Source organism: Tepidiphilus succinatimandens (assembly GCF_006503695.1).
Lineage (GTDB): Bacteria > Pseudomonadota > Gammaproteobacteria > Burkholderiales > Rhodocyclaceae > Tepidiphilus > Tepidiphilus succinatimandens.
Genome location: NZ_SBIK01000001.1, coordinates 321,591 through 332,883, shown reverse-complemented (window position 1 = coordinate 332,883; position 11,293 = coordinate 321,591). Strand labels below are relative to the sequence as shown.

General features: G+C 66.2%; 12 protein-coding genes and 1 tRNA gene. 5 read left to right on the top strand and 8 right to left on the bottom strand.

Annotated features, from left to right (window positions below; all coding sequences use genetic code 11):
• The first annotated feature begins 189 nt into the window (after nt 1-189).
• Together EPD82_RS01750 and cfa are read left to right on the top strand one after the other, a co-directional pair.
• Entirely contained in the window at nt 190-1,656 is a 1,467-nt protein-coding gene (locus EPD82_RS01750; protein ID WP_055422461.1) for a catalase, read from the top strand.
• A gap of 54 nt (nt 1,657-1,710) precedes the next feature.
• Entirely contained in the window at nt 1,711-2,904 is a 1,194-nt protein-coding gene (cfa, locus tag EPD82_RS01745) for a cyclopropane fatty acyl phospholipid synthase (RefSeq protein ID WP_141054701.1), read from the top strand.
• On the opposite strand, the gene EPD82_RS01740 is transcribed toward cfa, so the two are convergent.
• The 3 genes from EPD82_RS01740 to EPD82_RS01730 are packed head-to-tail and all read right to left on the bottom strand — an operon-like array spanning nt 2,897 to nt 4,530.
• On the bottom strand, nt 2,897-3,406 hold the full coding sequence (locus tag EPD82_RS01740; protein ID WP_141054698.1) for a Crp/Fnr family transcriptional regulator: 510 nt from the start codon (nt 3,404-3,406) through the stop codon (nt 2,897-2,899). The two genes, cfa and EPD82_RS01740, sit on opposite strands and share 8 nt — an antisense overlap.
• Nucleotides 3,396-3,878 carry a copper chaperone PCu(A)C gene (locus EPD82_RS01735; protein WP_055422463.1) on the bottom strand — a complete coding sequence of 161 codons (483 nt, stop codon included), beginning with the start codon at nt 3,876-3,878 and terminating at the stop codon, nt 3,396-3,398. The genes EPD82_RS01740 and EPD82_RS01735 overlap by 11 nt, the downstream gene beginning before the upstream one ends.
• A 31-nt stretch (nt 3,879-3,909) precedes the next feature.
• A complete protein-coding gene (locus tag EPD82_RS01730) occupies nt 3,910-4,530 on the bottom strand; it encodes an SCO family protein (RefSeq protein ID WP_141054695.1) in 621 nt (206 codons plus the stop codon).
• Nucleotides 4,531-4,756: 226 nt separating this feature from the next.
• Here EPD82_RS01730 and EPD82_RS01725 point away from each other — a divergent pair, with 226 nt between their 5' ends.
• Nucleotides 4,757-7,078: a TonB-dependent receptor plug domain-containing protein gene (locus EPD82_RS01725; protein ID WP_141054690.1), complete on the top strand. Its 2,322-nt coding sequence runs from the start codon at nt 4,757-4,759 to the stop codon at nt 7,076-7,078.
• Here EPD82_RS01725 and ttcA read toward each other — a convergent pair.
• From ttcA to EPD82_RS01700, 5 genes are all read right to left on the bottom strand, one after another.
• On the bottom strand, nt 7,068-7,949 hold the full coding sequence (ttcA, locus tag EPD82_RS01720) for a tRNA 2-thiocytidine(32) synthetase TtcA (RefSeq protein ID WP_082438314.1): 882 nt from the start codon (nt 7,947-7,949) through the stop codon (nt 7,068-7,070). The two genes, EPD82_RS01725 and ttcA, sit on opposite strands and share 11 nt — an antisense overlap.
• Before the next feature lie 139 nt (nt 7,950-8,088).
• On the bottom strand, nt 8,089-8,301 hold the full coding sequence (locus EPD82_RS01715; RefSeq protein ID WP_055422466.1) for a type II toxin-antitoxin system HicB family antitoxin: 213 nt from the start codon (nt 8,299-8,301) through the stop codon (nt 8,089-8,091).
• Nucleotide 8,302: 1 nt separating this feature from the next.
• Complete coding sequence (locus EPD82_RS01710) at nt 8,303-8,497, bottom strand: type II toxin-antitoxin system HicA family toxin (protein ID WP_055422719.1); 195 nt, start codon at nt 8,495-8,497, stop codon at nt 8,303-8,305.
• A 199-nt stretch (nt 8,498-8,696) separates the two neighbouring features.
• Complete coding sequence (locus EPD82_RS01705; RefSeq protein ID WP_141054687.1) at nt 8,697-9,125, bottom strand: pyrimidine dimer DNA glycosylase/endonuclease V; 429 nt, start codon at nt 9,123-9,125, stop codon at nt 8,697-8,699.
• A 59-nt stretch (nt 9,126-9,184) separates the two neighbouring features.
• Nucleotides 9,185-9,260 (bottom strand) — tRNA-Asn (locus EPD82_RS01700).
• Nucleotides 9,261-9,417: 157 nt separating this feature from the next.
• On the opposite strand from EPD82_RS01700, the gene cysK reads away from it, so the two are divergent.
• Together cysK and EPD82_RS01690 are read left to right on the top strand one after the other, a co-directional pair.
• A complete protein-coding gene (cysK, locus tag EPD82_RS01695; RefSeq protein WP_055422468.1) occupies nt 9,418-10,398 on the top strand; it encodes a cysteine synthase A in 981 nt (326 codons plus the stop codon).
• A gap of 19 nt (nt 10,399-10,417) precedes the next feature.
• Nucleotides 10,418-11,290, top strand: coding sequence for a 23S rRNA (adenine(2030)-N(6))-methyltransferase RlmJ (locus EPD82_RS01690; RefSeq protein WP_141054684.1), 873 nt, complete (start codon nt 10,418-10,420; stop codon nt 11,288-11,290).
• Nucleotides 11,291-11,293: the final 3 nt, after the last annotated feature.

The window sequence follows — 11,293 nt, the reverse complement described above, 5'->3', positions numbered from 1 at the left end:
TCTGGAATTTTCCCTGATTCCGTCGATAGGCAGGAACGATTGGCCGCGGGGCAGTCCTCTTCTATGATGAAGTCGATGGCGCGGCGCGAAGGCGCTGCACCTTCATGAGTTCCGCAGCCCGTGGTGTGCCTGTTTTCAAACCGTCAGACCGCGTGGTTCGGCCATTCGACCCTGCAAGGAGAACGCGCCATGAGCGAGCAGAAGTGCCCCTATCATCTCACCACCACGGCCGGTGCGCCGGTGGCCGACAACCAGAATTCGCTCACCGTCGGGCCACGCGGCCCCACGCTGCTGCAAGACTACGTCCTGCTCGAAAAGCTCGCGCACCAGAACCGTGAGCGCATCCCCGAGCGCGTGGTGCACGCCAAGGGTTGGGGCGCGTTCGGCACGCTCACCATCACCGGTGACATCCGAAAGTATTCGCGTGCCAAGGTATTTTCCCAGATCGGGGCGAAAATCCCCATGCTGGCGCGCTTCTCCACGGTGGCCGGCGAGATGGGCGCGGCCGATGCCGAGCGCGACGTGCGCGGCTTCGCGCTCAAGTTCTACACCGAAGAAGGCAACTGGGATCTCGTGGGCAACAACACGCCGGTCTTCTTCATCCGCGACGCCTACAAGTTCCCCGATTTCATCCACACGCAGAAGCGCCATCCGCGCACCAACCTGCGCTCGCCCACGGCGATGTGGGACTTCTGGTCGCTCTCGCCCGAGAGCCTGCACCAGCTCACCATCCTCTTCTCCGATCGGGGCATCCCGCGCTCGCCCATGCACATGAACGGCTATGGCAGCCACACCTACAGCTTCTGGAACGAGGCCGGTGAGCGCTTCTGGGTGAAGTTCCATTTCAAGACGCGGCAGGGGCACGAGACGCTCACCGACGAAGAGGCCGAAGCGATCATCGGCAAGACGCGGGAGAGCTACCAGGAGGCGCTCTTCGGCGCGATCGAGCGCGGCGAATACCCTCGCTGGACGATGTACGTGCAGGTGATGAGCGAGAAAGAGGCCGACGCCTGGAGCGAGCGCACCGGCTGGAATCCGTTCGATCTCACCAAGGTTTGGCCGCATCGCGACGCCCCGCTCATCGAAGTGGGCGTGATGGAACTCGATCGCAACCCGGACAACTACTTTGCCGAGATCGAGCAGGCGGCCTTCTCGCCCTCGAACGTGGTGCCGGGCATCGGGTTCTCGCCCGACAAGATGCTGCAGGCGCGCATCTTCTCCTACGCCGACGCCCACCGCTACCGCCTGGGGACGCACTACGAGGCGCTGCCGGTCAACCGCCCGCGCTGTCCGGTGCACCATTACCACAAGGACGGGTCGATGCGCTTCTTCGACAACTTCCACGAAAACCCGGACGCCTACTATGAGCCCAACTCCTTCGGTGGTCCGGTCGAGCGGCCCGAGGTCAAGGAGCCGCCCCTGTCGGCCATCGGCATGATCGACCGCTACAGCCATCGCGACGGCAACGACGACTTCTCGCAGCCGCGCGCGCTGTGGGCGCTCTTCGACGAGGCGCACAAGGAGCGGCTCTATGGCAACCTCGCGCGTTCGATGAAAGGCGTGCCGGATTTCATCGTCGAGCGCCAGCTCGCCCTCTTTGCCCAGATCGATCCAGCCTACGCCGAAGGTGTGCGTCGCGCGCTCGATCGTCTATGATGAAACGAGGCGGGGCCGAAGGGCTCCGCCTTCCGTTCCATCCTGGAGGGGTATATGCCGACACTACAACAGCAAGGCTTGGTCGAAGAACGGCCGAGGCCGGCGAGGAGACCGGCGCACGGCGCCGACCGGCTGCGGGCCCTGGTGCAGTCCTGGCTCGACGAGGCCGACGTGAAACTGGACGGCGATCGGCCGTGGGATTTCCAGATCAAACACCCCAAGGTGCTCGAACGCGTGCTTGCCGAGGGCAGTCTCGGCTTGGGCGAGGCCTACATGGACGGCTGGTGGGAGTGCGAGCGGCTCGACGAGTTCTTCGCCCGGGTGCTGCGCGCGCGGCTCGACGAGCGGGTGAAAAATCCTTCGCTCGTGTGGCGGGCGCTGAAAGCGCGGCTCATCAACCTGCAATCCGTGCGCCGCGCCTGGCACGTGGGCGAGGTGCACTACGACCTGGGCAGCGACTTCTTCGAAACGATGCTCGATCCTTACATGGCCTATTCCTGCGGCTACTGGGCGAACGCCAAGACGCTGGAAGAGGCGCAGGTCGCCAAGCTCGACCTCATCTGCCGCAAGCTGGGGCTGGAACCGGGGATGCGGCTGCTCGACATCGGCTGCGGCTGGGGCAGCCTCATGCGCTACGCCGCCGAGCACTACGGCGTCGAGTGCGTGGGGCTGACGATCTCCAAGGACCAGGCCGCCTGGGGGCAGAAGCGCTGCACGGGGCTGCCGGTGCGTTTCATCCTGGCCGACTACCGCACCTTCAACGTCGATGGCAAGGAGCGGTTCGACCGCATCGCCTCGGTGGGGATGTTCGAACACGTGGGGGTGCGCAACTACAAGGCGTATTTTGCCATGGCGCGCCGCAGCCTGCGCGACGACGGGCTCTTCCTGCTGCACACCATCGGCAAGAACCGCCGCGGTGGGGGCACCGATCCGTGGATCGAGAAATACATCTTCCCCAACGGGGAGCTGCCCTCGATCGGCGAAGTGGCGGATGCGAGCGAGCACTGGTTCGTGATGGAAGACCTGCACAACTTCGGCGCCGACTACGACAAGACCCTGATGGCCTGGTACGAGCGCTTCGAAGCCGCCTGGCCGCGCTTTCGCGAGCGCTACGGCGAGCGCTTCTACCGCATGTGGCGCTACTACCTGCTTGCCTGCGCCGGCACGTTCCGTGCGCGTACCAACCAGCTGTGGCAGTTCGTATTTTCGCCGGATGGCGTGCCCGGAGGCTACCGGCGTCTCAGCTGAGGCCGCCGGCTTCCATCGCCTTGAGCGTGCGCGACACGGTCTCGATGCGCAGCCCCGTGATCGCGGCGATGTCGCGCAGGCGCAGGCGCAGCGGCTCGGCTCCGACCGACTGGGCAAGCTCGAAGAGGCGGGCGATGCGCTCGGGCGCCTTGCCCGCGCGCAGGCGCAGCACCTCGCCCATGCGGTGCTCGAAGCGGGCATAGAGCAGGGCCGCCGGTTCCTTGGCGGCCACTTGGCTCCAGCCTTCGAGCACCACCGGCGTGACGGCGGTGGCGGTGTAGCCATAGCGGCCGAACATCAGCGCTTCCGCCCCGATCAGGTCGCCGCCCCAGGCGATGCCGACGAAATGCTCCTCGCCGGGCTCCTCGCCGAAGGGGACCGGCAGGTCGAGCCGCACGATCCCCTCCACGACCCGCCAGGCCGGGCCGCTCTCTCCTGCCACGACCAGCGCCTGGCCGCGTTTGCCCAGACGCCGCTCGGTGAGAGGCGTTTCACATGCCATGGCTGGATTTCTGGCCGTGATCGCGTTTGAGCGGACGCGCCGGCGCTTCCACGGCAACCTCGAATTCCTTGCCCTGCGCGTCGGTGAAGATGAGGGTGAGCGGCACTTTCTGGCCGACTTCCACGGGCTTGGGTAGGTCAATGAGCATCACGTGGTAGCCGCCGGGCTTGAGCTCCATCGTCTTGCCGGCTTCGAGCGGCAGACCGCCGGGGATGGCGCGCATCTTCATGACGTCGCCGTCCATCACCATTTCATGGATCTCCACCACGGGAGCGACCGGCGTCTTGCCGCCGGTGAGCTTGACCGGCGCGTCGGCGGTGAGCTTCATGAAGGCGGCCGTGGCTTTCTGCCCCGCTACCGTGGCCTGGACCCAGGGGTCTTCGACCTTGACCGTCTGCGCCCAGGCGGGCAGCGCGAAGGCGCCGAACATCAGCGCGAGACCGAGAGAACGGCGGGTTTGGGTGGTCGGCATCATCGACTCCTTGCGTGGGAAAAGCGGGCGATCAACGTCCTGGAGCAGCGGGCGCTTCGGCGAGCAGCCGCCGAACGTCGGCGGCGAATGCTTCGGCCGGAAGCGTATGGGGTACGGCCAGTCGAAGCTTGCCGTCGGCATTATAGACGAAAGTGGTGGCGGTGTGATCCATCGTGTAGGAGCTGCCGGTGGGTACCTTGCGGTAATAGACGCGGAATTCCTTGGCCGTGCGGGCCACCTCTTCCGGGCTTCCTACCAGGCCAACGAACGAAGGATCGAAGGCGTCGAGATAGGCTCGAACGACCTCGGGCGTATCCCGCTCGGGGTCCACCGTGACGAAGACGATGCGAAAGCGTTTCCCCTCTTCGCCCAGCAGCCGCTTCACCTCCACCGCGCGCGACAGGGCCGTGGGGCACACGTCGGGGCATTGCAGGAAACCGAAGTAGACGCCCACCACTTCGCCGCGGAAGTCGGCGAGCGTGCGCACGCGCCCTTCCGTGTCGGGCAGGCGCAGCTCGCGGCCGAAGCTGGCTTCGCGGATCTCGGTGGCGTGAAAGGCGGGCGGCGATGAGACCTTCTCGCAGGCCGACAGCAGCAGCGCGGCGGGAAGCAGCATGAGCGCAAATGTACGGTGCAAATCCGGGCATGTCATCGTGTCTCGACCTTTGTGCGGCACATCTGCCGATGAGGCAATCTTAGGCGTGCGCAACCGGGTTGACAATGCGTGCGCGCAGGGAGTTTGCGCGAAGTCAAAACCGCCCCCGGGAAAATTGACAATCCTCAATTGAGCCGCAGGAAACGAAACGTTACGATGACGCCGCCCGTCGTCGCCTGCGTCGGCGACCCCTTTTCGTCTCTCCCGAAAGGAGTCTCGTTCCATGACCGTCTCTCCCGTTTCTTCGTCTCCGCCGCGGCGCAGCCCCTTGTCGCTCGCCCTGGCGCTCGCGTTTGCCGGTATGCCTGCTGCCTGGGCGCAAAGCGAAGCGGTGCCGCCAGGCGGCGCGGTGCTCGCGCCGGTGATCGTCTTGGATACGAAGGAACAGGCCGCCCCGCCGGCTACGACGCTCGGCCCGCAGGAACTCGCCCCGCTGCGCGCCGCCACTGCCGACACGGCAAGCCTCTTGCGCAAGGTACCGGGCGTGACGCTCTACGGCGCGGGCGGCGCTTCCAGCCTTCCGGCCATCCATGGCCTGGCCGACGACCGGCTGCGCCTGCAGGTCGACGGCATGGATCTGCTCTCGGCCTGCCCCAATCACATGAACCCGGCCTTCTCCTATCTCGACCCGAGCCAGGTCGAGACCATCCAGGTGTGGACCGGGGTCACGCCGGTGAGCGTGGGGGGCGATGCGATCGGCGGGGCGATCGTGGTCGAGACGCCCAAACCGCGCTTCGCCGCGCCCGGTCAGGGCACGCTCGTCACCGGCGAGGCTGGCACCTATTACCGCAGCAATGGCGATGGCTTCGGAGTGCACGGCTCCGCCACGCTTGCCGGCGAGCAGCTGAGCGTGCGCTATCTCGGGGCGTACGCCAAGGCGAACGACTACACCGCAGGCGGAGACTTCAAAGATTTCACCGCCACCGGACGCGCTGGCCATACGCTGGATCGCGACGAAGTCGGCTCCACCAGCTATGAGCTGAGCAATCACCTCGTCGGCTTCGCGCTCAAGAGCGGCGCGCATCTCCTCGATGCCTCGGTCGCCGTGCAAAACGTGGCCGACCAGCTCTATCCCAACCAGCGCATGGACATGCTGGACAACGATTCCACCCTCTTCAACTTGCGCTATCTCGGCCAGTTCGACTGGGGCTCGCTCGATGCCCGGGCCTATCACCAGAGCGTCGATCACTTCATGGATTTCGGCGAAGACAAGCGCTACTGGTACGGAACGGCCTCGGGTGGCCCGACGGCGCCAAACGGCAAGCCCTGCTCGCCGATCGGATCGAGCTGCGCCGCCGGCATGCCGATGAACACCGAGAGCAGGACCACGGGGGCGAAACTCACCGCCAACATCGCCCTGAGCGAGCGCGACGTGCTGCGCCTGGGCGGCGAGTACCAGCACTACACGCTGGACGACTGGTGGCCGCCTTCTGGCGCCAACATGTGGCCCGGCACCTTCTGGAACATCAAGAACGGCGAGCGCGACCGCGCCGGTCTCTTCGGCGAGTGGGAGACGAAATTGAGCGACCGCTGGATGGCGCTCGCCGGCGTGCGCTACGAGCACGTCACCACCGATGCCGATCCGGTGCAGGGCTATGCCGACACGAACGGCATGGGAACGATGCTGAACTATCAGAAAAGGGACGCGGCCGCCTTCAACGCGCGCGAGCGCAAGCGCACCGACGACAACCTCGACTTCACCGCGCTCACGCGCTACACCCTGGACGAGATGCGCGAATTCGAGCTCGGCTTTGCGCGCAAGGTTCGCTCGCCCAGCCTCTACGAGCGCTATCCGTGGTCGACCTGGACGATGGCGGCGGTGATGAACAACTTCGTCGGCGACGGCAACGGCTACATCGGCAACCCCGACCTCGAACCGGAGAAAGCCTATACGCTGTCGGCCACGATCGACTGGCACGCCGCCGACCGCCAATGGGGCCTGCGCTTCACGCCCTATCTCACCTACGTCGATGACTACATCGACGCGCTGCAGTGGGATGCGGCGAAGAACGCCCCGGCGGCCAGGCTCACGCGCAACCAGTTCGTCGTCTTACGTTACGAGAACCAGTCGGCGCGCCTCTACGGGTTCGACCTCTCGGGCAAGGCGCCGCTTGCGCGCACCGGCCTGGGCGCCTTCGGCTTCGAGGGGGTGCTGAGCTACACCAAAGGCGAGAACCGCGACACCGACGACGACCTCTACAACATCGTGCCTTGGCGCGCCACGCTCACCCTCACGCACCAGCTCGCCGGCTGGAACAATGCCGTGGACTGGGAACTGAGTGCGCGCAAGGACGACGTGTCGGATGCGCGCAACGAGATCGAGACGCCGGGCTACGGCCTCGTGCACCTGCGTGCGAGTCACGATTGGAAAGACGTGCGGCTCGACCTTGGCGTGGAGAACCTCTTCGACAAGCTCTACTACCTGCCCACCGGCGGAGCCTACGTCGGCCAGGGCACGACGATGAGCATCAACGCCGTACCCTGGGGCATCGCCGTGCCGGGCATGGGGCGATCGGTCTACGCCGCGATCAACGTCAAGTTCTGAGCGGCGAGGGAGCAAAGAAATGCACGGGGGCGGCACCGACGGCCTCGTCGAGCGCCGCTTCCGCTCCCCCGGCTCCCGCGGCGAGCGAGGCGAAATCGAAGAGCGCGCGGTCGAGCAGGTGCGAGGGCACGGCGTGGCCGAGCGCGGTGAAGATGGAGGCGATGCGGCGCGGATCCTCCCGTTCCCAGGCACGCAGCATGGCTTTCACCTGCTGGCGCTGGGCGTTTTCCTGTGAGCCGCACAGCGAGCAGGGGATGATGGGGAAGTTCATGCCGCGAGCGTAGCGCGCCAGATCCTCTTCCGCACAGTAGGCGAGCGGCCGGATCACCACCAGGTCGCCCTCGTCGTTGCGCAGTTTGGGCGGCATCGCCTTCAGACGCCCGCCGAAGAAGAGGTTGAGGAAGAACGTCTCGAGGATGTCGTCGCGGTGGTGCCCCAACGCCACCTTGTTCGCCCCCAGCTCGCGCGCCGTGCGGTAGATGATGCCGCGGCGCAGGCGCGAGCACAGCGAGCAGGTGGTCTTCCCTTCGGGGATCTTCTCCTTGACGATGGAGTAGGTGTCCTCGCGTACGATGCGGTACTCCACCCCCACCTGAGCGAAATGGCGCGGCAGCACGTCCTCGGGAAAACCCGGCTGGCGCTGGTCGAGGTTCATCGCGATCAGCCGGAAGCGTACCGGTGCGCGCGCCTGGAGCTTTTGCAGCAGCGCGAGCAGCCCGAGCGAATCCTTGCCGCCGGAGACGCACACCAGCACCGTGTCGCCTTCCTCGATCATGCCGAAGTCGCCGATCGCCTGGCCCACCTGGCGCAGCAGGCGCTTTTCCAGCTTGAGCAGTTTTTGCGAGGGAGAATCGGAGGGTTCGGGGATCATCGGCAAGGGGGGCGAAAAACGACAGGGCTTGCGAGGATAGCACGAGCCGGGGCCCGCTTCAGCGCCCGACTTCCCACCCGGCCACCGGCCCGGGCACCACGCGCATCAGCGGATGCGGCGAGCAGCGCCTGCGCGAGGTTCAGGCCGGGATTTCGACGAATTCGCCGTAGGAGCGAGGAGCGGGAATTTCTTTCCCTTCTTCCTTGAGCCCTTCGAGGTGGAATTCGATGGCTTCTTGGATGAGGCGGCGCACTTCTTCTTCTGTGTCAGCAACGGCAATGCAGCCTGGCAGATCGGGAACGTAGGCGCCGTATCCCTGGGGGCTGCGTTCGATGATGACCATGTAGCGCATCTCATTCTCCTAGGGTGAGGCCGGCTTGTTTGAGCGCACTGGCAAGCGTCCCGGGAGGGATGTCGGCGCTTGGCTTGCCGGCGACGGTAACCGTACCCGGCTTGGTCGGGTGGCGAAACTGGCGGTGACTACCTTTTTGCCGTACCTGAATCCAGCCGTCGCGTTCGAGCAGCGAGATGAATTCTTTGACTTTCATGTCGGGCATTGTATCCCAGCGATACGGGCAGGTGTCTTCGTGGGGCAGCCGCATCCCATCTCCGTAAGGCCGAGAGGCGCCTGGCAATCGGTGTCGACGGAGACGGCAAGGGCACGGTCGACCCTTGCCTTGTTTCGAGTATTCCACTCGAAACCGCGCGGACGCACCTGTGCCTTCTTGCGAGCGCATGGCGAGAGGTTCAGCGCCCGACTTCCCACTCGGCCACCGGCCCGGGCACCACGCGCATCAGCGGATGCGGCAGCGGTGCCGTGCCGGAGAGCCGCGCCGCGCGCGCTGGGTCGCGTTGCTCCAGCTTGCGCAGCAGGTGGGCGAATTCGTGGGCGAGTTGTCCCTCGCTGACTTCGATGGGTGCGACGCTCTCGCGGGGCGGAAGTTTCGCGCGATCGAAGCGGTAGTTGCGCGCTTCGGCTTCGTCGGCCACCGCGTGCAGATAGGCGGCGATCGCCGTGAGCGGCATCGGATGCGCGCGGAAGCGCACGAGCTGCGGATGGTGGCGGTAGCCGCGCGTGGCCCCGGCGAGCACCGCCTGGGCGAGCAGCCCCTCGCGCCACAGGGCGACGAGCCCTTTGGCATCGAGCAGCGCGGGGTGGAGTGACCAGAGTCGCACCGAAAGACCCCGGCTCGATTCATCGAGCAGGCGAATGGAAAAGAAAGGCAGGCATGTATTGGCTCCCCGAGCAGGGCTCGAACCTGCGACCCACGGATTAACAGTCCGTTGCTCTACCGACTGAGCTATCGGGGAAGAGAGGCTCGAATTATAGCGGACGGCCCATCCGTGTCAAGACGATCGGGCGTAGTCGGCTTATGTCCGAATCGTCATGAGCTTCGAGCGGCGGGTTGTAGGGCGACAGTGCGGCGCAGGGTATCATGCGACCATCGCTTGATCGAGGAGAGAGACGATGGCCAACTGGTTTGCCGATAACCCTGCCTCCATCGGGCGCACGCCGCTCGTGCGCTTGAATCGCCTCACTGCCGGGGCCAAGGCGACGGTACTCGCCAAGATCGAGGCGCGCAATCCTGCTTTTTCGGTGAAGTGCCGCATCGGGGCGTCCATGGTGGCCGATGCCGAGCGCCGCGGCCTGCTCGGTCCGGGCAAGGAGCTCATCGAGCCGACGAGCGGCAACACGGGGATCGCGCTCGCATTCGTGGCTGCGGCCAAGGGGATTCCCCTCACGCTCACCATGCCCGAGACGATGAGCCTGGAGCGCCGGAAGCTTTTGGCCGTCTTCGGGGCGAAGCTCGTGCTCACCGAAGGGGCCAAGGGGATGAAGGGCGCGATCGAGCGGGCCGAGGCGATCGCCGCTTCCGACCCTCGGCGCTACGTGATGCTGCAGCAGTTCCGCAATCCGGCCAATCCGGCCATCCACGAGCAGACCACGGGGCCGGAGATCTGGCACGATACCGACGGACAGGTGGATGTCTTCGTCGCTGGCGTGGGCACTGGCGGGACCATCACCGGCGTGAGCCGTTACCTCAAAAAAACCCGCGGCAAGCCCGTCGTGTCGGTGGCGGTGGAACCTGCGGGTAGCCCGGTGCTCACGCAGACGCGCGAAGGGCTACCGGTGAAGCCCGGGCCGCACAAGATTCAGGGCATCGGCGCGGGGTTCGTGCCGGAGGTGCTCGATCTGTCGCTCATCGACTTGATCGAGCAGGTGGGCGACGAGGAGGCGATGGAGACCGCCCGGCGGCTTGCCCGTGAGGAGGGAATCCTTGCCGGGATTTCGAGCGGCGCGGCGGTGGCGGCGGCGCTGCGCCTTGCCAAACGCGAGGAATACGCCGGAAAGACGATCGTCGTCATTCTGCCCGATTCGGGCGAACGCTACCTGAGCACGGCGCTTTTCGAAGGCATGTTCGACGCCTCCGGCCTGCCGGTTCGATGAAGCGCGAAAGGAAAGGGCAGTGCTGAGCTATCGTCATGGTTTCCACGCCGGCAACCATGCCGACGTGCTCAAGCACTGGGTGCTGGCCGAGGTGCTGGCCTACTTCAACGAAAAGCCTGCGCCCTGGACCTACGTCGACACCCATGCCGGTGCCGGCCTCTATCGACTGGGGGCTGGGGTAGGTGGTGCCCAGGCGAGCCACGAATTCCGTGAAGGGATCGCGCGCCTGTGGGCGGCGCGCGCCAAGGCGCCGGCGGTGTTTTCCGCGTATCTGGAGGCCGTGGCGGCGTTCAATCCCGCTGGGCGCCTGGAGCTCTATCCCGGGTCGCCGGCGATCGCACGGCAGTTTGCCCGCAGTGGCGCCCGCGGCAAGGGGGGCGATCGGCTGGTGTGTTTCGAGCGCCATCCGCGCGATTTCGCCGCGCTCGAGCGGCTCTTTGCCGGAGACGCGCAGGTGCGCTGCCTGTCGAGCGACGGTTTTGCCGGCGCACTGCAGGTGCTGCCGCCGCCCTCGCGCCGCGGCGTGATCCTCATCGATCCGCCCTATGAAGTGCGCGGCGACTACGTGCGGCTCATCCCGGCCGTGCGGGCGATGCTGGAAAAGTTTCCGCAGGCGACGGTGCTCGTGTGGTACCCGCGCCTGCGTCGGGTGGAGGCGGAGGAGCTGCGCCGGCGTCTGGTGAACCTCGCGCCGGAGGATCATCTGCGGGTGGAGCTGCAGGTGGCGCCGCCCCCCGTGGGCGGCCGCGGCATGACGGCGAGCGGCCTGGTGGTGCTGCATCCGCCCTATGTGTTGGCACAGCGGCTGCAGGAAGGCTTGCCCTGGCTCGCCGGACAGCTGGAGGAAGCGCCGGGGCAGGGCGGGTGGGTGCTGGAGGCGAAGATCGCCTGAGCC